Here is a 24,160-nt window from a genome sequence, read left to right on the forward strand (position 1 = left end):
CCCGCGAGCGTTCCGGCGAGCCGTAACGCCTCGCGGGCCTAGGACTCCAGGTACCTCAGGACCGCGAGGATCCGCCGGCTGTGACCGGTGGTGTGCGACAGCTCCAGCTTGTCGAAGATGGCGTTGAGGTTCTTCTCCACCGCACTGACGGAGATGTGCAGTTGCTTCGCGATCGCCGTGTTGGTGAGCCCTTGGGCCAGGTGCTCGAGCACACTGCGTTCGCGGGGCGTGAGGCGCGCCAGGGGATCCCCGTGTGTGGAGCGGATGACCAGTTGCCGGACCACCTCGGGATCGATGGCGGCGCCACCCGCCTGGATACGCTCCAACGCGTCCAGGAACTCGTCGACCTGCGCGACCCGGTCCTTGAGGAGATACCCCACGCGTTCCGCGCTGAAGGCCAGCAACCGGGCCGCGTAGTGGCGTTCTATGTGCTGGGAGAGGACCAGTACGCCGGTTTCCGGCCAGCGCTCGCGGATCTCCAGCGCCGCGAGCAGCCCCTCGGTGGTGTGCGTGGGAGGCATCCTGATGTCGAGGACGACGATGTCCGGCCGCCGCGTCTCCATCTCCTTCAGCAGCGGGGCCGCTTCCCCGAACGATGCCAGGACCTCGTGCCCCTCCTCGACGAGGAGCCGTACCAGGCCCTCCCGCAGCAGCGTCGAGTCCTCGGCGAGCATCAGGCGCATGGAAGCTCCGCGGTCACCATGGTGGGTCCCCCCTCGGGGCTGTCGATGTGCAGGGTGCCGTCCAGCGCGTCCACCCTGCTGCGCAGGCCGCTGAGCCCGATGCCCGCGGGATCCGCGCCGCCCCTGCCGTTGTCCTGGGTGCGCACCGTGAGCACCCCGCCGTCCAGCACCACGTGTACGGACACCGCCGTGGCTCCGGAGTGTTTGGCCGCGTTGGTCACGCACTCCGACACCACGAAGTACGCGGCGGTCTCCACCGGCCGTGGCAGGGGCCGGCTGACGTCGAACACAGTACGGACGGGTATGGAACACCGCTCGGACACCCCTCTCAGGGCCTCTTCGAGACCCAGGCTGTCGAGCGCCGACGGATAGACCCGCCAGGCCACTTCGCGCAGTTCCGCGAGTACGTCCCTGGACTCCTGGTGTGCCTGGAGCAGCAGAGCCTCCGTCTGCTCGGGCTCGCGCCCCCTGCGTGCCCGGCCGAGCAGCATGGCCAGCGCCACCAGCCGCTGCTGGATCCCGTCATGGATGTCCCGCTCGATGCGCCGGCGTTCGGCGTCCACCGCCCGCAGGACCGCCGCCCGGCTGCTGGACAGTTCGTCGATGCGCCGGCGCAGCAGCTCCTGCTCGGAGGGGCCGAAGTACTCGCGGGCGAGCCGGGAGTCCAGGGCGACGAGCGAACGGAGCCCTTGCAGGTCGAGAAAGAGCAGCACCCCGCCGAGGACTGCCTGCACCAGCAGTTCGTCCCACCCGAGCGAGCCCTGGACCGCCCCCCTGGACAGCAGCGCCGCAAGGACGGCACCAAAACCCAGCAGCCCGATCACGAGGGCGCACAACAGGCCGGCGCAGCTGCGGATCGCGAGGTGGCGGAGGACCTTCCGGCCGGACGCCTCGTAGTGCTCGGGGAAGCGGTCGTCGAAGAAGAAGGACCTCCGGGCCCGTTCCACGCCCGTAAGCCGCAGGGCTCCCGCCACGATGACGCCGAGGGCGCGGGCCCGGCCGGGAGGCCACAGCAGGAAGGGGAGGAGAGCGGTGCCGGCCACGAGGAAGTAGAGGAGTCCGGCCAGGGCGGTCGCGCACCCGAGGATCGTGCCCAGGCCCCGGCGTAACCAGGTGAATGTCCGACCCCCCACGACGGCGGAGCCTAGTGCGGAGGCGGGGTCCCGGCAAGATCGATCGGGCGGGCGCGGGGCCGCCGTCCGGAGGTCCCCGGAGCGGGTCATGAATCGCGGCGGTGCCGGGCCCGGCTGCTGGAGCGCAGCCTCGACGCGACGTATGCGACGACGGCCAGGACCGCCAGGGCCAGCACGGCCTTGGACGCGAACCCGACGTAGGTCCCCACCGTCTCCCACCGGTCGCCGAGCCAGTAACCCGCCATCACCAGGACCGAGTTCCAGATCAGGCTGCCGAGCGTAGTCAGCGCGACGAAGACGTGCAGGGGCATGCGCTCCACTCCGGCGGGGACGGAGATGAGGCTGCGGAAGATCGGCACCATGCGGCCGAAGAAGACCGCCTTGGTGCCGTGCTTCGCGAACCACTCCTCCGTCCGCACCAGATCGGAGGCCTTCACCAGCGGCAACTTCCCCCAGACGGTGTGCATGCGTTCACGGCCGAACGCCGCGCCGATCCAGTAGAGGGCCACCGCCCCCACGACCGAGCCGAGTGTGGTCCAGAACAGCGCGGAAGCCAGGCTGAGGACCCCCTGCCCGGCGGCGAAGCCGGTCAGGGGCAGGATCACTTCGCTCGGCAGCGGCGGGAACAGGTTCTCCAGCGCGATGGCCAGACCCGCTCCGGGACCGCCCATGGTCTCGACGAGCTCCGTCGCCCAGCCCGCGATGCCCGAGGCTTCCTGCGGCGAAGCCGAGTACGTGAGATGCATGTGAGTCTCCAAGGCGGTGGGTCGTTACGCCCGGGGCGTGCACCCCGATCACCCTTCCACGTTAGAAACCGCAGCTCGACGGCCGGTATGCGGATGGCCGTCCGGTCCGCTGCGGTTTTCCGCAGACCCCGCCTGCGGAAAACCGCACCCGTGGGGACACGGCCCGGCAGCCCCGCTCTCAGTTCCCCGCGATGTCCTTCACCGCGACCGCCACCGGCTTGCTCCCGCTGATCAGTTCGAGCGTGAGACCCGCCGTCGCCGGGGTGTCCAGCAGTTCCAGCAGCACCGCCGCCACGTCGTCGCGGGGGATCGGGCCACGGCCCGTCGACGCCGCCAGCAGGACCTGGCCCGTGCCCGCGTCGTTCGTGAGCATTCCGGGGCGCAGGACCGTCCAGTCCAGGCCGCTCCGGGCGCGTACGTTCGCGTCCGCCTCGCCCTTGGCGCGCTGGTAGACGTCGAAGACCTCGTCGCCGGGGTGCTCGGGGTCGGCCCCCATGGAGGACACCACGACATAGCGCCGCACCCCGGCCCGCTCCGCCGCGTCCGCGAAGAGCACCGCCGCTCCCCGGTCCACCGTGTCCTTGCGTGCCGAGCCGCTGTTCGGGCCGGCACCGGCTGCGAAGACCGCCGCGTCCGCTCCGCGCAGCAGCTCCGCCACGTCCTCCACGGACGCCGATTCGAGGTCCAGGACGGCGGGTTCGGCCCCTGCGGCCCGGAGGTCCTCACTCTGCTGCGGATTGCGGATGACGCCCACCGCTTCGTCACCGCGCGCGGCGAGCAGCCGCTCCAGCCGCAGCGCGATCTGACCATGTCCACCTGCAATGACAATGCGCATGCTTCCGACCGTACGCCGGACGCGGCCCTCGTGCTCAAGGCCCGCCGCCGGGGCCGGAATCGGTGCGCCCCTGGCGGGGGAGGTCCAGGGCTTCGGAGGCCCCGGAGTCGCAGTACTCGCGTACGGCGCTGGTCCGCGCGACGACCCGGCCCCGGTGCACCACGATCCTGCTGTACGCCAGTGAGAGCGCCCCGGCCAGCTGGTCCCCACGCACCGCGAGCAGCTCGGCGGGGAAGCCGGCCTCGATCCGCACCTCCGGCAGGCCCAGAGCCGCCCTGGCGGCCCCGGAGACGGCCTCGTAGGCGTCGTGCGGGGCGAGGCCCTGCTGCGCGGCCAGCAGGAAGGCGGCCTCCAGCGGGTCGCCCCGGCCGGCCGGGCTGGAGGCGTCGCGCAGCGCGCCGCTGCCCGCCGCCACCCGCACCCCGGCGGCCCGCAGCAGCCGTACCGGCGGGGTCCCCCGCAGGCGCGCCCCCGAGCAGCCGCCCTGGGGCAGGCAGACCACCGTGACGGCCGCGGCGGCGAGCCGGTCGGCCGTTCGGGCCGCCTCGGCCTCCGGAAGCCGTGAGAGGCCCGCACAGGGGCCGAGGCAGACGCCGGGCCGGAGACCGCCGGCCATGGCGGCGAGCCGGGCCAGCCGCGCGGGGTCGCCACCGTCCGTGTGCAGATCGACGGACCGGCCGTGGGCGGCGGCGACGTCCAGCACGGCTTCGGTGTGCCCGGCAGGGTCGGGATCGAGGTCGGGGCAGCCCCCGACGACGTCCGCGCCCATCTCCACCGCGTCCCGGAGCGCGGCGAGACCGTCGGCGCCCGCGGCGCCGGTCAGCAGCCGGGGCACGGCGACGACCCTCAGATCGGCGAGACCCCGCAGGGCCCCACGCGCGTCCAGCACCGCTTCGAGGGAGCCGAGGCCGTGTACGCCGCCGACGCGCACATGGGCCCGCAGCGCCGTGGCGCCGTGGCTGAGCTGGAGCAGTGCGGCCTCGGTGGCGCGGCGCCTGACGTCGTCGGGGTGGTGGGACTCCGGGCCCCCGGCGGCCGCGGTGAGCGCCGTGTCGGCATGGGCGTGGGCCTCGGCGGGGGCGGGCAGCAGCAGCCAGCCGCGCAGGTCCAGGCGGTTCCCCCGGGTGGTGAGGCTGCCCGCCGTACCGACCGCCTCGATCCGTGGGCCGCCGATCCGTACGTCGACGGTGCGCCCGTCCGCGAGCCTGGCTCCGTGGAGCAGGAGCGTGGCCTCGTCGCCGGGACTGTCGGGCATCGTGCCGCTCCTGGAAGGGGTTCAAGATCGCGCAAGGAGCGCCGAGCCTAGGCGGGTGTCCGGCACGCCCCTGGGAGGGCTGCATTAGTCGTACGAATGCGGCCCTCCGGGAGGGCCGGGGAGCGGGGGTCCGCAGAGCGCGGGGCGGTGGTCCGTACAGGCGGCGTACGGGCTGATCAAGGGCCTGATCAGGGGGGCGTCCGCAGCGGCGGCCGGGGGCCGGGAGGGAGCCGCGGAAACGGATTTGGGCGATCGGCGAGAGACCGTGTAATGTCTTCCTCGCTCGCCCCAATAGCTCAGTCGGTAGAGCGTCTCCATGGTAAGGAGAAGGTCTGCGGTTCGATTCCGCATTGGGGCTCTGGTGATCGGGTGACCCCGCTTCGGCGGGGAAACTCGGCATCAAAGCGGTGTAGCTCAGTCGGTAGAGCAAGCGGCTCATAATCGCTGTGTCACCGGTTCAAGTCCGGTCACCGCTACTAACGGTAGCCGATTGTGGGGTCGGTCCTTCGATCGGCTACTCTTTTATGCGTTCATCCGTCCATCGTCCGTCCAAGGAGCACTCACGTGGCTGCCACCGACGTCCGCCCGAAGATCACGCTGGCCTGCGTGGAGTGCAAGGAGCGGAACTACATCACCAAGAAGAACCGGCGTAACAACCCGGACCGTCTTGAGATGAAGAAGCACTGCCCGCGCTGCAACTCGCACACCGCGCACCGCGAAACGCGCTGAAAAACAGGCTCGTGCACGAGGCCGTCCCCACTGGGGGCGGCCTCGTGTCGTTGTATTGGGTTCCCAGCCCTATTCGACTTTCACCAGGAGGTACCGGGCTCATGGCGCTCGACCAGTCCTTCGTGGGGCGGACCTATCCGCCCACCCCGGCATACGAGGTCGGCCGGGAGAAGATCCGGGAGTTCGCGGTGGCGGTGGGTGACACCAATCCCGCGTACGTCGATCAGGAAGCCGCCAAGGCTCTGGGGCACCCGGATGTGATCGCCCCGCCCACATTCGTCTTCTCGATCACCTTCAGGGCCGCTGGACAGGTGATCGAGGACCCGCAGCTGGGCCTGGACTACAGCCGCGTGGTGCACGGCGACCAGAAGTTCTCCTACGTGCGTCCCGTGCGGGCGGGGGACCGGCTGACGGTCACCTCGACCATCGAGGCCGTCAAGTCGATGGCGGGCAACGACATCCTGGACATCCGCGGCGAGGTCCACGACGAGTCCGGTGAACACGTGGTGACCGCGTGGACGAAGCTGGTGGCCCGGGCCGCCGAGGAGGCGTGATGACGGCGAACATCGCTTACGGAGCGGTCGAGGTCGGCACGGAGCTGCCGGCGCAGTCGTTTCCGGTGACGCGGGCCACGCTGGTGCAGTACGCGGGCGCTTCCGGCGACTTCAACCCGATCCACTGGAACGAGAAGTTCGCACGCGAGGTCGGTCTGCCGGACGTCATCGCGCACGGCATGTTCACCATGGCCGAGGCGATCCGCGTGGTCACGGACTGGGCGGGCGACCCGGGCGCCGTCGTCGAGTACGGGGTGCGGTTCACCAAGCCGGTCGTCGTGCCGAACGACGAGACCGGGGCGCTGATCGAGGTGAGCGGCAAGGTCGCCGCGAAGCTGGACGACAACCTCGTGCGGGTCGACCTGACGGCGATGAGCGACGGCAAGAAGGTGCTGGGCATGTCCCGCGCCGTCGTCCGCCTGGCCTGAACGCGACGCAGGCCGAAGGGCGCTCCCCCCGGGGGAGCGCCCTTCGCGCTGCCCGCCTCCGACCGAGCGCTTTTGGCGCTGCCCGGCTCCATATCCGAGTGCCCTTCGCGCTGCCCCGCCCGTCCCCAGCGCCCTCCGCGCTCCCGGCCACGCCCGGCGACCGCCACGCCGCGCGGGCCCGCCGAGTGCCCTTCGCGCTGCACCGCCCCGCCCGGGCGACCGGGCACGGGACCGTACTCTTGTCCCCGTGCAGGAACTCCACGACGCCCCCCTCGCCCCCCTGACCACCTTCAGGCTCGGCGGCCCGGCCGACCGCCTCCTGACGGCCACCACCGACGCCGAGGTGATCGCCGCCGTACGAGAGGCCGACGACAGCGGCACTCCGCTCCTGGTCATCGGCGGCGGCTCCAACCTGGTCATCGGCGACAAGGGCTTCGTCGGAACGGCCCTGCGCATCGCCACCGAGGGCTTCGAGCTCTCCGGCACGACGCTCGAACTGGCCGCGGGCGAGGTCTGGACCGACGCCGTGGCCCGTACGGTCGAGGCGGGTCTCGCCGGGATCGAGTGCCTGGCCGGAATCCCCGGGTCCGCCGGGGCCACACCGATCCAGAACGTCGGCGCGTACGGCCAGGAGGTGTCCTCGGTCATCACGGAGGTCGTCGCCTACGACCGGCTCGCCCAGGAGACGGTCACGCTCTCCAACGAGGCGTGCGCGTTCTCGTACCGCCACAGTCGCTTCAAGGCCGAACCCGACCGCTTCGTGGTGCTCCGTGTCCGGTTCGCACTGGAGGACGCGGGCGGGCAGTCCGCGCCCCTGCGGTATCCGGAGACCGCCCGCGCCATGGGTGTCGAACAGGGCGACCGGGTGCCGGCCGCGGCGGCCCGCGAGACGGTGCTGCGCCTGCGGGCCGGCAAGGGCATGGTGCTCGACCCCGAGGACCACGACACATGGTCGGCCGGGTCCTTCTTCACCAACCCGATCCTGGACGAGGCCGGGCACGCGGCCTTCCTCGCCCGCGCCAGGGAGCGCCTGGGCGCCGAGGTCACGCCCCCCGCGTTCCCCGCGGGTGAGGGCATGGTCAAGACCTCGGCCGCCTGGCTCATCGACAAGGCGGGCTTCACCAAGGGGTACGGGACCGGCCCCGCCCGGATCTCCACCAAGCACACGCTCGCCCTCACCAACAGGGGCGCCGCGACCACCGAGGACCTGCTCGCCCTGGCGCGCGAGGTCGTCGCCGGGGTCCACGAGGCATTCGGGGTCACCCTCGTCAACGAGCCGGTGACGGTCGGCGTCAGCCTGTAGGGCGGTACGCCGCTCCCGGCGGCCCGCTGGGCGGCCTGCGGGCCGCCCAGAGCGGACCTCAGTAGGCGACGCCCACGCCCTGCTTCACCGAGGCCGGCTCGTCGACCAGCGCCAGCATCGCGTGGGCCACATCGGCCCGCGCGATGGACCTGCCACTGCGCGGAGTGCCACCCACGACCGTCCGGTACGTCCCCGTCAGCGGGCCGTTCGTCAGCTTCGGCGGGCGCACCGACGTCCAGTCCGTCGCACTCGCGGCCAACGCGGCCTCCATGCGTGTCAGATCGGCGTACACCTCCTTGAGGACCGCGCCGATCACCTTGCGGACCGTCCGGTCCAGCAGCGGTTCGTCCGCCGGCTCGGGACCGACGGGCGCCGCGCTCACGACCAGCAGCCGCCGGGTGCCCTCCGCCTCCATGGCCGCCAGCACCAGGCCGGTGAGCCGCTCGGCGACGTCGCCCGCCTTCCGGCCCCGGGCCCCCAGACCCGAGAGCACGGCGTCCCGCCCGGCCACCGCCGCGCGCACCGCCGCGGGATCGTCCAGCCGCACGATCCCGTCCGGCTCCGCCTCCCGCAGGCCCTCCGGCAGCCTGCCGGGATCGCGGACCACCGCCGTCACCTCGTGCCCCGCCGCGCGCGCCTGGCGCACGATCTCCTGGCCGATGGCCCCGGTCGCTCCGAACGCGGTGAGCCTCATGGCGCACTCCCCTTCCCCAGTGGGTGAGTATTCACTCACCTATAGGGTGAGCGGGCACTCACCTCCTCGTCAAGGCTTGTTGGAGCACGCATGGAAAATAAGCCGGCCCGCGTCCGCATCGTCGACGCCGCCCACGAACTCATGCTCGGCATCGGTCTCGCGCGGGTGACGACCAAGGAGATCGCCAAGGCCGCCGGCTGCTCGGAGGCGGCGCTCTACAAGTACTTCCGGAGCAAGGAAGAGCTCTTCGTGACCGTCCTCGGCGAACGGATGCCCCGGCTGGGGCCGCTCCTGGGCGATCTGAAGGCGGGGGAGGGCGACCTGGAGGAGAACCTCCGCGAGATCGCCCGCCAGGCCGCGCTCTTCTACGAGCAGACCTTCCCCGTGCTCGCCTCGCTCTACGCCGAGCCCCGGCTGAAGCGCCGCCACGACGAGGCGATGCGCGAGATGGGCACCGGACCGCACAAGCCGATCGAGGGCCTCGACGCCTATCTGCGCGCCGAACAGCAGGCGGGCAGGGTCGGAGCCGGGGCCGACACCTACGCGGCCGCCTCGCTGCTCCTGGGGGCCTGCTCGCAGCGTGCGTTCGCCTACGAGATGGGCGGCTCACCGCGGTCGCTGGACGACTTCGCGGCCTCCCTCGCGCGCACCCTGCTGGGCGGGATCAGCTAGCGATCCAGGCGTCGATCCCGCCGAGCAGCTTCTCCCGCACCTCGGCGGGGGCCACCGACCCCCGCACGGACTGCCGGGCCAGCTCGGCCAGTTCCTCGTCGGTGAAGCCGTGATGGCGGCGTACGAGGTCGTACTGCGCGGCCAGCCGGGAGCCGAAGAGCAGCGGGTCGTCCGCGCCCAGCGCCATCGGGACGCCGGCGTCGAACAGAGTGCGCAGGGGTACGTCGGCGGGCTTCTCGTAGACGCCGAGCGCCACATTGGACGCCGGGCAGACCTCGCACGTCACGCCCCGCTCCGCGAGCCTGCGCATCAGCCGTGGATCCTCCGCCGCCCGTACGCCGTGCCCGATACGGGACGCGTCGAGGTCGTCCAGGCAGTCCCGGATGCTGGAGGGCCCCGATAGCTCGCCCCCGTGCGGGGCCGCCAGCAGACCGCCCTCGCGGGCGATGGCGAAGGCACGGTCGAAGTCGCGCGCCATCCCGCGCCGCTCGTCGTTGGAGAGCCCGAAGCCGATGACGCCCCGGTCGGCGTACCGCACGGCGAGCCTGGCCAGGGTCCGGGCGTCCAGCGGGTGCTTCATCCGGTTCGCCGCGATCACCACGCGCATCCCGAGCCCGGTCTCGCGGGACGCGCTGTCCACGGCGTCCAGGATGATCTCGATCGCCGGGATGAGCCCGCCGAGCAGCGGGGCGTACGAGGTCGGGTCGACCTGGATCTCCAGCCACCCGGAGCCGTCCGCGACGTCCTCCATGGCCGTCTCGCGCACCAGCCGCTGGATGTCCTCCGGGGCGCGGAGGCAGGATCTGGCGATGTCGTAGAGACGCTGGAAGCGGAACCAGCCGCGCTCGTCGGTGGCCCGCAGCTTGGGCGGTTCACCGCCGGTCAGCGCGTCCGGTAGATGCACCCCGTACTTGTCCGCGAGTTCGAGCAGCGTCGTTGGCCGCATCGACCCGGTGAAGTGCAGATGCAGATGGGCCTTGGGCAACAGCCGTACGTCACGCTCCATTGAAGGATCTTGCCGCACGCGAGGGGTGCCGCGGTAGCGGGTTCCCCATCCGAGTTGCCCCTCGAACAAAAAAGTGGCCCCCGGCCGGAGCCGGGAGCCACCTCACCCGCGTACGCGGATCAGCTGGTCAGTCGCGGGCCTCGCCCAGCAGCTTCTGGATCCGCGAGACGCCCTCGACGAGGTCGTCGTCGCCCAGGGCGTACGACAGACGCAGGTAGCCGGGCGTACCGAAGGCCTCGCCGGGCACGACCGCGACCTCGGCCTCGTCCAGGATGAGGGCCGCGAGCTCGACGGAGTCCGCCGGGCGCTTGCCGCGGATCTCCTTGCCGAGCAGGCCCTTGACCGACGGGTACGCGTAGAACGCGCCCTCCGGCTCGGGGCAGAACACGCCGTTGATCTCGTTCAGCATGTGCACGATCGTCTTGCGGCGGCGGTCGAAGGCCGTCCTCATCTCGGCGACCGCGTCCAGCGAACCGGAGACCGCGGCCAGCGCTGCGGCCTGCGCGACGTTGCTGACGTTGGAGGTGGCGTGCGACTGGAGGTTCGTCGCGGCCTTCACGATGTCCTTCGGGCCGATGATCCAGCCCACCCGCCAGCCGGTCATGGCGTACGTCTTCGCGACACCGTTGACCACGATGCACTTGTCGCGCAGCTCGGGCACGACGGCCGGGAGCGAGGCCGCGGCCGCGCCGCCGTAGACCAGGTGCTCGTAGATCTCGTCGGTCATGACCCAGAGGCCGTGCTCGACGGCCCAGCGGCCGATCGCCTCGGTCTCGGCCTCGCTGTAGACGGCGCCCGTCGGGTTGGACGGCGACACGAACAGGACGACCTTCGTGCGCTCGGTGCGCGCCGCCTCCAGCTGCTCGACCGAGACCCGGTAGTTGGTGGTCTCGTCGGCCACGACCTCGACCGGGACACCGCCGGCCAGACGGATCGACTCGGGGTAGGTCGTCCAGTACGGGGCGGGGACGATGACCTCGTCGCCCGGGTCGAGGACCGCGGCGAAGGCCTCGTAGATGGCCTGCTTGCCGCCGTTGGTCACCAGGACCTGGGAGGGGTCGATCTCGTAGCCGGAGTCGCGCAGCGTCTTCGCCACGATGGCGGCCTTGAGCTCGGGGAGCCCGCCCGCCGGGGTGTAGCGGTGGTACTTCGGGTTGCGGCACGCCTCGACGGCGGCCTCCACGATGTAACCGGGGGTCGGGAAGTCGGGCTCGCCGGCGCCGAAGCCGATCACCGGACGCCCGGCGGCCTTGAGGGCCTTGGCCTTGGCGTCGACGGCGAGGGTGGCGGACTCGGAGATCGCACCGATGCGGGCCGAGACCCGGCGCTCGGACGGAGAAGTTGCAGCGCTCATGCCCCCATGCTCGCAGACCGGAAAACCCGTCGGCACAGGGGTTTCAGGGACCGGACAGCACTCGGACAGCATCCGGACAGGACCGGTCGGTTGTTGTCTGTTCGACGCGGCGCCCCTGAGCACGTACACTCACCTGTCGTTGGCCTTCATCAGCCGCACCGTTTTCCATCCGGGTCACCGGAGAACATGCGGTAGGTTGGTGGAAACCACAAAGGGTCGTAGCTCAATTGGTAGAGCACTGGTCTCCAAAACCAGCGGTTGGGGGTTCAAGTCCCTCCGGCCCTGCTACACACTCCTTCGCCAGGATGTGTGCGCATGTACGTACTTCAATGCACCGCCGTGCGGCTCCACCGGGCGCGGCACGGCCACGACCCGGAATCAGGTGAGTAGCGTGACGGACGCCGTGGGCTCCATCGACATGCCTGATGCCGAGGACGAAGCCCCCGAGTCGAAGAAGAAGACCCGGAAGGGCGGCAAGCGCGGAAAGAAGGGCCCTCTGGGCCGTCTCGCGCTGTTCTACCGCCAGATCGTCGCCGAGCTCCGCAAGGTCGTCTGGCCCACGCGCAGCCAGCTTTCGACGTACACGGCCGTGGTGATCGTGTTCGTGGTCGTCATGATCGGTCTCGTCACCGTGATTGACTTCGGATTTGCGCGGGTCATCAAGTACGTCTTCGGCTGATCCCCGCGGAGGGCGCCTCACCGGCGCCTCTTTCGCATGTTCCACCCATTTGTATCCAGGAAGAAGCAGCCATCGTGTCTGACCCGAACCTGAACGACGACGCCGAGCCCACGGCGAGCGCCGTCGAGTCCGCCGAGGACGAGCTCGACATCGTCGAGGCGGCGGATGCCGTGGACCCGGACCAGGTCGAAGCTGCTGACGCCGCCGCGGGCGAGCCCGCCGAGCAGGACGCCGTGAGCGTCGAGTCCGACGAGGACGCCGAGAGCGGCGAGTCCGAGGACGACGAGGCCGAGACCGACGAGGACGCGGAGGAGGCCGAGCCGGCCGCCCCCGTCGACGCCGTCGCCGCCCTGCGCGAGGAACTCCGCGGTCTGCCCGGCGAGTGGTACGTCATCCACACGTACGCCGGTTACGAGAAGCGCGTGAAGGCCAACCTGGAGCAGCGCGCCGTCTCGCTCAACGTCGAGGACTTCATCTACCAGGCCGAGGTGCCCGAGGAAGAGATCGTCCAGATCAAGAACGGCGAGCGGAAGAACGTCCGTCAGAACAAGCTCCCGGGCTACGTCCTGGTGCGCATGGACCTGACGAACGAGTCCTGGGGTGTTGTCCGCAACACGCCCGGTGTCACCGGCTTCGTGGGCAACGCCTACGACCCGTACCCGCTGACCCTGGACGAGATCGTCAAGATGCTCGCCCCCGAGGCCGAGGAGAAGGCGGCCCGCGAGGCGGCCGAGGCCGAGGGCAAGCCGGCTCCCGCCCGCAAGGTCGAGGTCCAGGTGCTGGACTTCGAGGTCGGCGACTCGGTCACCGTCACCGACGGTCCCTTCGCGACGCTGCAGGCGACGATCAACGAGATCAACGCCGACTCGAAGAAGGTCAAGGGCCTCGTCGAGATCTTCGGTCGCGAGACCCCGGTCGAGCTCAGCTTCGACCAGATCCAGAAGAACTGACGGCTTCACCGCCAGCTTCTGGACACATGCCTACCGAGCAGGTCAGACCGGCTTCGCAGCTGATCTGACCTGCTCGGTTTTTGGTCGCGCAGCTATACCCGTTATCGTTGTGCGGTATGCCTCCATCCGGATGACCGGAATCGGCGGCGAAACACTCTCACTAGGACCCGGAGAGAGCAATGCCTCCCAAGAAGAAGAAGGTCACGGGGCTTATCAAGCTCCAGATCAACGCCGGTGCGGCCAACCCGGCGCCGCCGGTCGGCCCCGCACTGGGCCAGCACGGCGTCAACATCATGGAGTTCTGCAAGGCCTACAACGCCGCGACCGAGTCGCAGCGTGGCATGGTCGTGCCGGTGGAGATCACGGTCTACGAGGACCGCTCCTTCACCTTCGTCACGAAGACTCCGCCGGCCGCCAAGCTGATCCTCAAGGCCGCGGGTGTGGACAAGGGCTCCGGCGAGCCGCACAAGACCAAGGTCGCCAAGCTGACGGCTGCCCAGGTCCGCGAGATCGCCACGACCAAGCTTCCCGACCTGAACGCCAACGACCTCGACGCCGCGTCGAAGATCATCGCTGGCACCGCCCGTTCCATGGGCATCACGGTCGAAGGCTGATCCAGCCCCGTCACCCCTCAGTGGTAGGACCAAGCGCTGGTCCGCACCACGACTCCACACTCTGAACAACCACAGGAGTAGATGTGAAGCGCAGCAAGAACCTCCGCGCTGCGGACGCGAAGATCGACCGGGAGCGTACCTACGCCCCGCTCGAGGCCGTCCGTCTCGCCAAGGAAACCGCCGCCACCAAGTTCGACGGCACCGTCGAGGTCGCGTTCTGCCTGGGTGTTGACCCTCGCAAGGCCGACCAGATGGTCCGTGGCACCGTGAACCTCCCGCACGGCACCGGCAAGACCGCCCGGGTCCTGGTCTTCGCGACCGGTGACCGTGCTGCGGCCGCGGAAGCCGCGGGCGCCGACATCGTCGGCGCCGACGAGCTCATCGACGAGGTGGCGAAGGGCCGTCTGGACTTCGACGCCGTCGTCGCCACGCCGGACCTCATGGGCAAGGTCGGCCGCCTCGGCCGCGTGCTCGGTCCGCGTGGTCTGATGCCGAACCCGAAGACCGGCACCGTCACCCCCGATGTCGTCAAGGCTGTCAACGACATCAAGGGCGGAAAGATCGAGTTCCGCGTCGACAAGCACTCGAACCTGCACTTCATCATCGGAAAGACCTCTTTCGATGACACGAAGCTGGTCGAGAACTACGGCGCCGCCCTGGAGGAGATCCTCCGTCTGAAGCCGTCCGCCGCGAAGGGTCGCTTCATCAAGAAGGCGACCATGAGCACGACGATGGGCCCCGGCATCCCGCTGGACTCCAACCGCGTGCGCAACCTCCTCGTCGAGGAGGACCCGGCCGCCGTCTGAGCCCCCGCGCTCACCCGGTAGCCGCCGTCACGGCACGGTACGGGCCCCGCAGCCTCCCAGAGGCTTTGCGGGGCCCGTCCTCGTCCCCGGACCCGTACGAGAGGCGTTCAAACCTCTCCGACCGGTCGAACCGGGACGGATTTGCTCCGAACGGCCCCGGTCGCGTACGCTCCTCAGGAAGCCAAAGACCGCTGGTCGTTGCCGTGCACTCGTAAGAGGAATCGGTGACCGAAGGATCCGTCGAGAACGGGCGACCTGCGCAGGTGACTGTGGAAAGCTCCCGAATTCATTTCGGTCGAGCTACGCCCTGGCGCCTGCGCCGGGGCGTTTCGTCTTTACCGGCCCCTTCTGAGCGGTCCTCATCACCCGGAAGGAGGCCGACGCTCATGGCAAGGCCCGACAAGGCTGCCGCGGTAGCCGAGCTGACGGACCAGTTCCGCGGCTCGAACGCCGCCGTGCTGACCGAGTACCGGGGTCTCACCGTGGCACAGCTCAAGGAGCTGCGCCGTTCGCTCGGTGAGAACGCCCAGTACGCCGTGGTGAAGAACACGCTGACCAAGATTGCGGCCAACGAGGCCGGGATCGACACGCTGGACGACCTGTTCGCAGGCCCGACGGCGGTTGCCTTCATCACCGGTGACCCGGTGGAGTCGGCGAAGGGTCTTCGTGACTTCGCCAAGGACAACCCCAACCTCATCATCAAGGGCGGTGTCCTTGACGGTAAGGCGCTGTCCGCCGATGAGATCAAGAAGCTCGCGGACCTCGAGTCCCGCGAGGTTCTGCTCGCCAAGCTGGCCGGCGCCATGAAGGGCAAGCAGACTCAGGCTGCGCAGCTCTTCCAGGCTCTGCCGTCGAAGTTCGTCCGCACCGCGGAAGCGCTTCGCGCCAAGAGGGCCGAGCAGGGCGGTGCCGACACGTCGGCTCCCGCCGAGGCCGAGGTGGCGGAGTAACACTCCGCCCCACGGCTCGCAGCGGGCCCGTACGCCCGCCTACATATACATCCGGCACCACCTGCCGAATTAGTGGAAGGACGCCATCATGGCGAAGCTCAGCCAGGAAGACCTGCTCGCCCAGTTCGAGGAGCTCACCCTCATCGAGCTCTCCGAGTTCGTGAAGGCCTTCGAGGAGAAGTTCGACGTCACCGCCGCCGCGGCCGTCGCCGTTGCCGCCCCCGGCGCCCCGGGTGCCCCGGCCGAGGCCGAGGCCGAGCAGGACGAGTTCGACGTCATCCTCACCGGCGCCGGCGAGAAGAAGATCCAGGTCATCAAGGTCGTGCGTGAGCTGACCTCCCTGGGTCTGAAGGAGGCCAAGGACCTCGTCGACGGCACCCCGAAGCCGGTCCTCGAGAAGGTCGCCAAGGAGGCCGCTGACAAGGCTGCCGAGTCCCTCAAGGCCGCCGGCGCCTCCGTCGAGGTCAAGTGACCCTGCGAGTCATCTGACTCCGCACGGCGCTCTCTGCCGCAAGGCTGAGATGTCACATCGCAAAGGGCGATCACCCATCCGGGTGGTCGCCCTTTGGCGTGCCCCCGGCGGCTGCCTTGATCTTCCGCCCTCGACGAGTAGGGTGATCTTCGCCGTGTGTTTCTCCGGGCCGCGCAGGGGCAGTCAACAGGCGTCCTCCGGGCGCAGGTGAAGATCGCCGGGCGTCCGCCGGGGCCTCAGGGCCTTGACGAACCGCACGAGGCGCGCAATTCTCAGGACGCGTCGTCATCTCGATCCGCATCCGAGGCATGGATCGAGAGCGAAGAGGGCAGTAAAGAAGAGCGCACACCGCGCGAGGGCTATTCATAGGTGTTGAGAACAGCTGTTGAGAGCAACGTGGGTCTCTGAGAACCCCGACTGGACATCAGTGTGCCACTTGGCTACACTGACCCTTTGCGCTGCCTGTTAGCTGCCTCCTGCCCGTCACCAGGGGCATGCCCACGCTTAGCACCGATGGCCGGATATTCCCTGACCTTGGGTTTTCTGTCTCCGTGTGCGGCTTGGGGCCGGTACGCGCGTAGTGAGTCCGAGCCCTCGGAAGGACCCCCTCTTGGCCGCCTCGCGCAACGCCTCGACCTCGAATACGAACAACGGTGCCAGCACCGCCCCGCTGCGCATCTCTTTTGCAAAGATCAAGGAGCCCCTCGAGGTTCCGAACCTCCTCGCGCTGCAGACCGAGAGCTTTGACTGGCTCCTCGGCAATGCCGCCTGGAAGGCTCGCGTCGAGGCTGCTCTGGACAGCGGACAAGACGTCCCCACCAAGTCCGGCCTGGAGGAGATCTTCGAGGAGATCTCTCCGATCGAGGACTTCTCCGGGTCGATGTCGCTCACGTTCCGCGACCACCGCTTCGAGCCCCCCAAGAACTCGATCGACGAGTGCAAGGAGCGCGACTTCACGTTCGCCGCGCCGCTCTTCGTCACGGCCGAGTTCACCAACAACGAGACCGGCGAGATCAAGTCCCAGACGGTCTTCATGGGCGACTTCCCGCTCATGACCAACAAGGGCACCTTCGTCATCAACGGCACCGAGCGTGTCGTCGTGTCGCAGCTCGTGCGCTCGCCGGGTGTCTACTTCGACTCCTCCATCGACAAGACGTCCGACAAGGACATCTTCTCCGCCAAGATCATCCCGTCCCGGGGTGCCTGGCTGGAGATGGAGATCGACAAGCGCGACATGGTCGGTGTCCGCATCGACCGCAAGCGCAAGCAGTCCGTCACCGTCCTCCTGAAGGCTCTCGGCTGGACCACCGAGCAGATCCTCGAGGAGTTCGGCGAGTACGAGTCCATGCGCGCCACCCTGGAGAAGGACCACACCCAGGGCCAGGACGACGCGCTGCTCGACATCTACCGCAAGCTGCGCCCGGGCGAGCCGCCCACGCGCGAGGCCGCTCAGACGCTGCTCGAGAACCTCTACTTCAACCCGAAGCGCTACGACCTCGCGAAGGTCGGCCGCTACAAGGTGAACAAGAAGCTCGGCGCCGACGAGCCGCTCGACGCCGGTGTCCTCACCAGCGACGACATCATCGCCACCATCAAGTACCTGGTGAAGCTCCACGCCGGTGAGCTCGAGACCGTCGGCGAGTCCGGCCGGACGATCGTCGTCGAGACCGACGACATCGACCACTTCGGCAACCGTCGTCTGCGCAACGTCGGCGAGCTGATCCAGAACCAGGTCCGCACGGGTCTCGCCCGTATGGAGCGCGTCGTGCGCGAGCGCATGACGACCCAGGACGTCGAGGCGATCACGCCGCAGACCCTGATCAACATCCGGCCGGTCGTCGCCTCCATCAAGGAGTTCTTCGGCACCAGCCAGCTGTCGCAGTTCATGGACCAGAACAACCCGCTGTCGGGTCTCACCCACAAGCGCCGCCTGTCGGCTCTCGGCCCGGGTGGTCTCTCCCGTGAGCGGGCCGGCTTCGAGGTCCGTGACGTGCACCCGTCCCACTACGGACGCATGTGCCCGATCGAGACCCCTGAAGGCCCGAACATCGGTCTGATCGGTTCGCTCGCCTCGTACGGCCGCGTCAACGCGTTCGGCTTCATCGAGACGCCGTACCGCAAGGTCGTCGACGGCCAGGTCACCGACGAGGTCGACTACATCACCGCCGACGAGGAAGACCGCTTCGTGATCGCCCAGGCGAACGCGACGCTCTCCGAGGACATGCGCTTCACGGAGCCGCGCGTCCTGGTCCGCCGTCGTGGCGGAGAGGTCGACTACATCCCCGGTGACGACGTCGACTACATGGACGTCTCGCCGCGCCAGATGGTGTCCGTCGCCACCGCGATGATCCCGTTCCTGGAGCACGACGACGCCAACCGTGCCCTCATGGGCGCGAACATGATGCGCCAGGCCGTCCCGCTCATCAAGAGCGAGGCGCCGCTCGTCGGCACCGGCATGGAGTACCGCTGCGCCACCGACGCCGGTGACGTCCTGAAGGCCGAGAAGGACGGTGTGGTCCAGGAGGTCTCCGCGGACTACATCACCGTCACGAACGACGACGGCACGTACACCACGTACCGCATCGCCAAGTTCTCGCGCTCCAACCAGGGCACCTCGGTCAACCAGAAGGTCGTCGTCTCCGAGGGCGACCGGGTCATCGAGGGCCAGGTCCTCGCCGACGGGCCGGCCACCGAGAACGGTGAGATGGCGCTCGGCAAGAACCTGCTCGTGGCGTTCATGCCGTGGGAGGGTCACAACTACGAGGACGCGATCATCCTGTCGCAGCGCCTCGTGCAGGACGACGTCCTCTCCTCGATCCACATCGAGGAGCACGAGGTCGACGCCCGTGACACCAAGCTCGGCCCGGAGGAGATCACGCGGGACATCCCGAACGTCTCCGAAGAGGTCCTCGCCGACCTCGACGAGCGCGGCATCATCCGTATCGGTGCCGAGGTCGTCGCCGGCGACATCCTCGTCGGCAAGGTCACGCCCAAGGGTGAGACCGAGCTGACCCCGGAGGAGCGCCTGCTCCGCGCGATCTTCGGTGAGAAGGCGCGCGAGGTGCGCGACACCTCGCTGAAGGTGCCCCACGGTGAGATCGGCAAGGTCATCGGCGTCCGCGTCTTCGACCGCGAAGAGGGCGACGAGCTGCCGCCGGGCGTGAACCAGCTGGTCCGCGTCTACGTCGCGCAGAAGCGCAAGATCACCGACGGTGACAAGCTCGCCGGCCGTCACGGCAACAAGGGTGTCATCTCCAAGATCCTTCCGATCGAGGACATGCCGTTCCTCGAGGACGGCACCCCGGTCGACATCATCCTCAACCCGCTGGGTGTCCCGTCCCGAATGAACCCGGGACAGGTCCTGGAGATCCACCTCGGCTGGCTCGCCAGCCGCGGCTGGGACGTCTCCGGCCTCGGTGACGAGTGGGCCAAGCGCCTGCAGGCCATCGGCGCCGACCAGGTCGCCCCCGGCACCAACGTCGCCACGCCCGTCTTCGACGGTGCGCGCGAGGACGAGATCTCCGGTCTCTTCGGAGCCACGATCCCGAACCGCGACGGCGACCGGCTGGTCCAGCCCTCCGGCAAGGCCCAGCTGTTCGACGGCCGCTCCGGCGAGCCGTTCCCGGACCCGGTCTCGGTCGGGTTCATGTACATCCTCAAGCTGCACCACCTGGTCGACGACAAGCTCCACGCGCGCTCGACCGGCCCGTACTCCATGATCACGCAGCAGCCGCTGGGTGGTAAGGCGCAGTTCGGTGGGCAGCGATTCGGTGAGATGGAGGTGTGGGCCCTTGAGGCTTACGGCGCCGCATACGCCCTCCAGGAACTGCTGACGATCAAGTCCGACGACGTCACCGGCCGCGTGAAGGTCTACGAGGCGATCGTCAAGGGCGAGAACATCCCCGAGCCGGGCATTCCCGAGTCCTTCAAGGTGCTCATCAAGGAAATGCAGTCGCTCTGCCTCAACGTGGAGGTGCTGTCCTCGGACGGCATGTCCATCGAGATGCGCGACACGGACGAGGACGTCTTCCGCGCGGCGGAGGAGCTCGGTATCGACCTGTCCCGGCGCGAGCCGAGCAGCGTCGAAGAGGTCTGACGGGTTGGTCGGCCGGATCTCCGTGATCCGGCCGGCTCTCCCCGGACCCGTTCAGACCATTGCTGAAGTGCCCCGGTTTTCTCGCGTGAAGCGAGGGGGCTCGAACCCCCGAAAGAGGGATTGACGACAAGTGCTCGACGTCAACTTCTTCGACGAGCTGCGGATCGGCCTTGCCACCGCGGACGACATCCGGACCTGGTCCCACGGCGAAGTGAAGAAGCCGGAGACCATCAACTACCGCACGCTCAAGCCCGAAAAGGACGGACTCTTCTGCGAGAAGATCTTCGGTCCGACCCGGGACTGGGAGTGCTACTGCGGCAAGTACAAGCGTGTCCGCTTCAAGGGCATCATCTGTGAGCGCTGTGGCGTCGAGGTCACGCGCGCCAAGGTGCGCCGTGAGCGCATGGGCCACATCGAGCTTGCCGCTCCCGTCACCCACATCTGGTACTTCAAGGGCGTCCCGTCGCGCCTGGGCTACCTGCTGGACCTCGCGCCGAAGGACCTCGAGAAGGTCATCTACTTCGCCGCGTACATGATCACGTTCGTCGACGAGGAGCGCCGCACGCGCGACCTCCCGTCGCTGGAGGCGCACGTCTCCGTCGAGCGTCAGCAGGTCGAGAACCGTCGCGACTCGGACCTCGAGAACCGTGCCAAGAAGCTCGAGACCGACCTGGCCGAGCTCGAGGCCGAGGGCGCCAAGGCCGACGTACGCCGCAAGGTGCGCGAAGGTGCCGAGCGTGAGATGAAGCAGCTGCGTGACCGTGCGCAGCGCGAGATCGACCGTCTCGACGAGGTGTGGAGCCGCTTCAAGAACCTCAAGGTCCAGGACCTCGAGGGCGACGAGCTGCTCTACCGCGAGCTGCGTGACCGCTTCGGCACGTACTTCGACGGCTGCATGGGCGCCGCCGCGCTGCAGAAGCGCCTGGAGTCCTTCGACCTCGACGAGGAGGCCGAGCGCCTCCGCGAGATCATCCGTACCGGCAAGGGCCAGAAGAAGACCCGTGCGCTCAAGCGCCTCAAGGTCGTCTCCGCGTTCCTGCAGACCAGCAACAAGCCCAAGGGCATGGTGCTCGACTGCGTGCCGGTCATCCCGCCGGACCTGCGTCCGATGGTGCAGCTGGACGGTGGCCGCTTCGCGACCTCCGACCTGAACGACCTGTACCGCCGCGTGATCAACCGCAACAACCGCCTGAAGCGGCTTCTCGACCTCGGCGCGCCCGAGATCATCGTGAACAACGAGAAGCGCATGCTCCAGGAGGCCGTGGACGCCCTCTTCGACAACGGTCGTCGTGGTCGCCCGGTCACCGGTCCCGGCAACCGCCCGCTGAAGTCCCTGAGCGACATGCTCAAGGGCAAGCAGGGTCGTTTCCGTCAGAACCTCCTCGGCAAGCGCGTGGACTACTCCGCGCGTTCCGTGATCGTCGTCGGTCCGCAGCTCAAGCTGCACCAGTGCGGTCTGCCGAAGGCGATGGCACTGGAGCTCTTCAAGCCGTTCGTGATGAAGCGCCTGGTGGACCTCAACCACGCGCAGAACATCAAGTCGGCCAAGCGCATGGTCGAGCGTGGCCGCACCGTGGTGTACGACGTCCTCGAAGAGGTCATCGCCGAGCACCCGGTGCTGCTGAACCGTGCGCCCACGCTGCACCGCCTCGGCATCCAGGCCTTCGAGCCGCAGCTGGTCGAGGGCAAGGCCATCCAGATCCACCCGCTCGTCTGCACCGCGTTCAACGCGGACTTCGACGGTGACCAGATGGCCGTGCACCTGCCGCTCTCCGCGGAGGCGCAGGCCGAGGCCCGCATCCTGATGCTGTCCTCGAACAACATCCTGAAGCCGGCCGACGGTCGCCCCGTCACCATGCCGACCCAGGACATGGTGCTGGGTCTCTTCTTCCTCACCACGGACGAAGAGGGCCGCAACGTCAAGGGCACGGACCGCGCGTTCGGCTCCACGGCCGAGGCCACCATGGCCTTCGACGCCCGCGAGCTGTCGCTCCAGGCGAAGGTCGACATCCGCTTCCCGGTGGGCACCATGCCGCCGCGTGGCTGGGTGCCTCCGGTCGCCGAGGAGGGCGAGCCCGAGTACCAGCCGGGTGACACCTTCCGCCTGCGTACGAGCCTGGGCCGCGCGCTCTTCAACGAGCTGCTGCCCGAGGACTACCCGTTCGTCGACTACTCGGTGGGCAAGAAGCAGCTCTCCGAGATCGTCAACGACCTGGCCGAGCGCTACCCCAAGGTCATCGTGGCGGCGACGCTCGACAACCTGAAGGCGGCCGGTTTCCACTGGGCGACCCGCTCCGGTGTGACCGTGGCCATCTCCGACGTCGTCGTGCCCGAGGCCAAGAAGGCCATCGTCAAGGGCTACGAGGAGCAGGACGAGAAGGTCCAGAAGCAGTACGAGCGCGGTCTCATCACCAAGGACGAGCGCACGCAGGAGCTCATCGCGATCTGGACCAAGGCGACCAACGAGGTTGCCGAGGCGATGAACGCGAACTTCCCGAAGACGAACCCCATCTTCATGATGGTCGACTCGGGTGCCCGAGGAAACATGATGCAGATGCGTCAGATCGCGGGTATGCGTGGTCTGGTGTCGAACGCCAAGAACGAGACGATTCCCCGTCCCATCAAGGCGTCCTTCCGTGAGGGCCTCACCGTTCTGGAGTACTTCATCTCCACGCACGGTGCCCGTAAGGGTCTGGCGGACACCGCCCTGCGTACCGCCGACTCGGGTTACCTGACCCGTCGTCTGGTGGACGTCTCGCAGGACGTCATCATCCGCGAGGAGGACTGCGGCACCGACCGCGGCCTCAAGCTGAAGATCGCCGTCAAGGGCGCCGACGGTGTCCTGCGCAAGACGGACGACGTCGAGACCTCGGTCTACGCCCGCATGCTCGCCGAGGACGTCGTCGTCGACGGCAAGGTCATCGCGCCTGCCAACGTCGACCTCGGTGACGTCCTGATCGACGCCCTCGTGGGCGCCGGCGTCGAGGAGGTCAAGACCCGCTCGGTCCTGACCTGTGAGTCCGCGGTCGGCACCTGTGCCTTCTGCTACGGACGCTCGCTCGCCACCGGCAAGCTGGTCGACATCGGTGAGGCGGTCGGCATCATCGCCGCCCAGTCCATCGGTGAGCCCGGTACCCAGCTGACGATGCGTACCTTCCACACCGGTGGTGTGGCCGGTGACGACATCACGCAGGGTCTGCCCCGTGTCGTCGAGCTCTTCGAGGCGCGTACCCCCAAGGGTGTCGCCCCGATCTCGGAGGCCAAGGGCCGGGTCCGCATCGAGGAGACCGAGAAGACCAAGAAGCTCGTCGTCACCCCGGACGACGGCAGCGAGGAGACGGCGTTCCCGATCTCCAAGCGTGCCCGTCTCCTGGTCGGCGAGGGCGACGCGGTCGAGGTGGGCCAGAAGCTCACCGTCGGTGCCACCAACCCGCACGACGTGCTGCGGATCCTCGGTCAGCGCGCGGTCCAGGTCCACCTGGTCGGCGAGGTCCAGAAGGTCTACAACTCGCAGGGTGTGTCGATCCACGACAAGCACATCGAGATCATCATCCGGCAGATGCTGCGCCGTGTGACGATCATCGAGTCCGGCGACGCGGAGCTGCTGCCGGGCGAGCTCGTCGAGCGCTCGAAGTTCGAGACCGAGAACCGTCGTGTGGTCACCGAGGGCGGTCACCCCGCCTCCGGCCGTCCGCAGCTGATGGGTATCACCAAGGCCTCGCTCGCCACCGAGTCGTGGCTGTCGGCGGCGTCCTTCCAGGAGACGACCAGGGTCCTGACCGACGCGGCGATCAACGCCAAGTCGGACTCCCTGATCGGCCTCAAGGAGAACGTCATCATCGGTAAGCTCATCCCGGCCGGTACGGGCCTGTCCCGCTACCGCAACATCCGGGTCGAGCCGACCGAGGAGGCCAAGGCCGCGATGTACTCGGCCGTCGGCTACGACGACATCGACTACTCGCCGTTCGGCACGGGCTCCGGCCAGGCCGTTCCGCTGGAGGACTACGACTACGGTCCGTACAACCAGTAAGCGAGTCGCTTGACACGACCGAAGGGCGGTCACCCCGTTTCGTACGGGGTGGCCGCCCTTCGGCGTGCGTGGGGGAGCCGTGAGTTCGCTCACGCCGCGTGAGCGGGCCGGGCGCACGCACGTCTCGCGCGGCCGGGCGGCGGGTGACCCCCCGACGGTGCGTCCGCCCAG

The 24,160-nt window shown here is 68.8% G+C and carries 21 protein-coding genes and 3 tRNA genes; 16 read left to right on the top strand and 8 right to left on the bottom strand.

What is annotated here, in order from left to right:
- Nucleotides 1–38 precede the first annotated feature (38 nt).
- The 5 genes from AMK10_RS02095 to AMK10_RS02115 form a co-directional block, all read right to left on the bottom strand.
- Complete coding sequence (locus AMK10_RS02095; RefSeq protein ID WP_073744213.1) at nucleotides 39–683, bottom strand: response regulator transcription factor; 645 nt, start codon at nucleotides 681–683, stop codon at nucleotides 39–41.
- On the bottom strand, nucleotides 674–1,816 hold the full coding sequence (locus tag AMK10_RS02100; RefSeq protein WP_073744215.1) for a sensor histidine kinase: 1,143 nt from the start codon (nucleotides 1,814–1,816) through the stop codon (nucleotides 674–676). Before AMK10_RS02100 ends, AMK10_RS02095 begins: the two co-directional genes overlap by 10 nt.
- A gap of 86 nt (nucleotides 1,817–1,902) precedes the next feature.
- Nucleotides 1,903–2,562 (bottom strand): DedA family protein, encoded by a 660-nt coding sequence (locus tag AMK10_RS02105; RefSeq protein WP_073744217.1) that lies wholly within the window; start codon nucleotides 2,560–2,562, stop codon nucleotides 1,903–1,905.
- Nucleotides 2,563–2,740: 178 nt separating this feature from the next.
- Nucleotides 2,741–3,397, bottom strand: coding sequence for an SDR family oxidoreductase (locus AMK10_RS02110; protein WP_073744219.1), 657 nt, complete (start codon nucleotides 3,395–3,397; stop codon nucleotides 2,741–2,743).
- Between the two features lie 34 nt (nucleotides 3,398–3,431).
- Complete coding sequence (locus AMK10_RS02115; protein ID WP_073744221.1) at nucleotides 3,432–4,652, bottom strand: hydrolase; 1,221 nt, start codon at nucleotides 4,650–4,652, stop codon at nucleotides 3,432–3,434.
- 285 nt (nucleotides 4,653–4,937) lie between these two features.
- On the opposite strand from AMK10_RS02115, the gene AMK10_RS02120 reads away from it, so the two are divergent.
- The 6 genes from AMK10_RS02120 (at nucleotide 4,938) to AMK10_RS02145 (ending at nucleotide 7,666) form a co-directional block, all read left to right on the top strand.
- Nucleotides 4,938–5,010, top strand: a tRNA-Thr gene (locus AMK10_RS02120).
- A gap of 45 nt (nucleotides 5,011–5,055) precedes the next feature.
- Nucleotides 5,056–5,128, top strand: a tRNA-Met gene (locus AMK10_RS02125).
- 88 nt (nucleotides 5,129–5,216) lie between these two features.
- Nucleotides 5,217–5,381, top strand: coding sequence for a 50S ribosomal protein L33 (rpmG, locus tag AMK10_RS02130; RefSeq protein WP_003956487.1), 165 nt, complete (start codon nucleotides 5,217–5,219; stop codon nucleotides 5,379–5,381).
- A gap of 101 nt (nucleotides 5,382–5,482) precedes the next feature.
- Nucleotides 5,483–5,935 (top strand): MaoC family dehydratase N-terminal domain-containing protein, encoded by a 453-nt coding sequence (locus AMK10_RS02135; RefSeq protein ID WP_073744223.1) that lies wholly within the window; start codon nucleotides 5,483–5,485, stop codon nucleotides 5,933–5,935.
- Nucleotides 5,935–6,363 (top strand): MaoC family dehydratase, encoded by a 429-nt coding sequence (locus AMK10_RS02140; RefSeq protein WP_073744225.1) that lies wholly within the window; start codon nucleotides 5,935–5,937, stop codon nucleotides 6,361–6,363. Before AMK10_RS02135 ends, AMK10_RS02140 begins: the two co-directional genes overlap by 1 nt.
- Nucleotides 6,364–6,610: 247 nt before the next feature.
- Entirely contained in the window at nucleotides 6,611–7,666 is a 1,056-nt protein-coding gene (locus AMK10_RS02145; protein ID WP_073744227.1) for a UDP-N-acetylmuramate dehydrogenase, read from the top strand.
- 58 nt (nucleotides 7,667–7,724) lie between these two features.
- Here the strand turns inward: AMK10_RS02145 and AMK10_RS02150 are convergent, their stop codons facing one another.
- Nucleotides 7,725–8,360: an NAD(P)-dependent oxidoreductase gene (locus AMK10_RS02150; RefSeq protein WP_073744229.1), complete on the bottom strand. Its 636-nt coding sequence runs from the start codon at nucleotides 8,358–8,360 to the stop codon at nucleotides 7,725–7,727.
- Nucleotides 8,361–8,450: 90 nt separating this feature from the next.
- Here AMK10_RS02150 and AMK10_RS02155 point away from each other — a divergent pair, with 90 nt between their 5' ends.
- On the top strand, nucleotides 8,451–9,032 hold the full coding sequence (locus AMK10_RS02155; RefSeq protein WP_073744231.1) for a TetR/AcrR family transcriptional regulator: 582 nt from the start codon (nucleotides 8,451–8,453) through the stop codon (nucleotides 9,030–9,032).
- On the opposite strand, the gene AMK10_RS02160 is transcribed toward AMK10_RS02155, so the two are convergent.
- Together AMK10_RS02160 and AMK10_RS02165 are read right to left on the bottom strand one after the other, a co-directional pair.
- A complete protein-coding gene (locus tag AMK10_RS02160) occupies nucleotides 9,025–10,038 on the bottom strand; it encodes an adenosine deaminase (protein ID WP_073744233.1) in 1,014 nt (337 codons plus the stop codon). The genes AMK10_RS02155 and AMK10_RS02160 overlap by 8 nt on opposite strands.
- Before the next feature lie 127 nt (nucleotides 10,039–10,165).
- On the bottom strand, nucleotides 10,166–11,392 hold the full coding sequence (locus tag AMK10_RS02165; RefSeq protein WP_073744235.1) for a pyridoxal phosphate-dependent aminotransferase: 1,227 nt from the start codon (nucleotides 11,390–11,392) through the stop codon (nucleotides 10,166–10,168).
- A gap of 212 nt (nucleotides 11,393–11,604) precedes the next feature.
- Here AMK10_RS02165 and AMK10_RS02170 point away from each other — a divergent pair.
- The 9 genes from AMK10_RS02170 (at nucleotide 11,605) to AMK10_RS02215 (ending at nucleotide 23,989) form a co-directional block, all read left to right on the top strand.
- Nucleotides 11,605–11,677: transfer RNA gene (locus tag AMK10_RS02170), tRNA-Trp, on the top strand.
- 106 nt (nucleotides 11,678–11,783) lie between these two features.
- A complete protein-coding gene (gene secE / locus AMK10_RS02175; protein WP_031096325.1) occupies nucleotides 11,784–12,071 on the top strand; it encodes a preprotein translocase subunit SecE in 288 nt (95 codons plus the stop codon).
- Between the two features lie 74 nt (nucleotides 12,072–12,145).
- Nucleotides 12,146–13,021 carry a transcription termination/antitermination protein NusG gene (gene nusG / locus AMK10_RS02180; RefSeq protein ID WP_073744237.1) on the top strand — a complete coding sequence of 292 codons (876 nt, stop codon included), beginning with the start codon at nucleotides 12,146–12,148 and terminating at the stop codon, nucleotides 13,019–13,021.
- 179 nt (nucleotides 13,022–13,200) lie between these two features.
- Nucleotides 13,201–13,635: a 50S ribosomal protein L11 gene (gene rplK / locus AMK10_RS02185; RefSeq protein WP_003967000.1), complete on the top strand. Its 435-nt coding sequence runs from the start codon at nucleotides 13,201–13,203 to the stop codon at nucleotides 13,633–13,635.
- An 83-nt stretch (nucleotides 13,636–13,718) separates the two neighbouring features.
- Nucleotides 13,719–14,441, top strand: coding sequence for a 50S ribosomal protein L1 (gene rplA / locus AMK10_RS02190; RefSeq protein WP_073744239.1), 723 nt, complete (start codon nucleotides 13,719–13,721; stop codon nucleotides 14,439–14,441).
- A 386-nt stretch (nucleotides 14,442–14,827) separates the two neighbouring features.
- Nucleotides 14,828–15,391, top strand: coding sequence for a 50S ribosomal protein L10 (gene rplJ, locus AMK10_RS02195; protein ID WP_073744241.1), 564 nt, complete (start codon nucleotides 14,828–14,830; stop codon nucleotides 15,389–15,391).
- An 88-nt stretch (nucleotides 15,392–15,479) separates the two neighbouring features.
- Complete coding sequence (gene rplL, locus AMK10_RS02200) at nucleotides 15,480–15,863, top strand: 50S ribosomal protein L7/L12 (RefSeq protein WP_073744243.1); 384 nt, start codon at nucleotides 15,480–15,482, stop codon at nucleotides 15,861–15,863.
- Nucleotides 15,864–16,473: 610 nt separating this feature from the next.
- Nucleotides 16,474–19,959, top strand: coding sequence for a DNA-directed RNA polymerase subunit beta (gene rpoB, locus AMK10_RS02210; RefSeq protein ID WP_073744245.1), 3,486 nt, complete (start codon nucleotides 16,474–16,476; stop codon nucleotides 19,957–19,959).
- Between the two features lie 130 nt (nucleotides 19,960–20,089).
- A complete protein-coding gene (locus AMK10_RS02215) occupies nucleotides 20,090–23,989 on the top strand; it encodes a DNA-directed RNA polymerase subunit beta' (RefSeq protein WP_073744247.1) in 3,900 nt (1,299 codons plus the stop codon).
- Nucleotides 23,990–24,160 lie beyond the last annotated feature (171 nt).

It is taken from the genome of Streptomyces sp. CB02058, assembly GCF_001905505.1.
Lineage (GTDB): Bacteria > Actinomycetota > Actinomycetes > Streptomycetales > Streptomycetaceae > Streptomyces.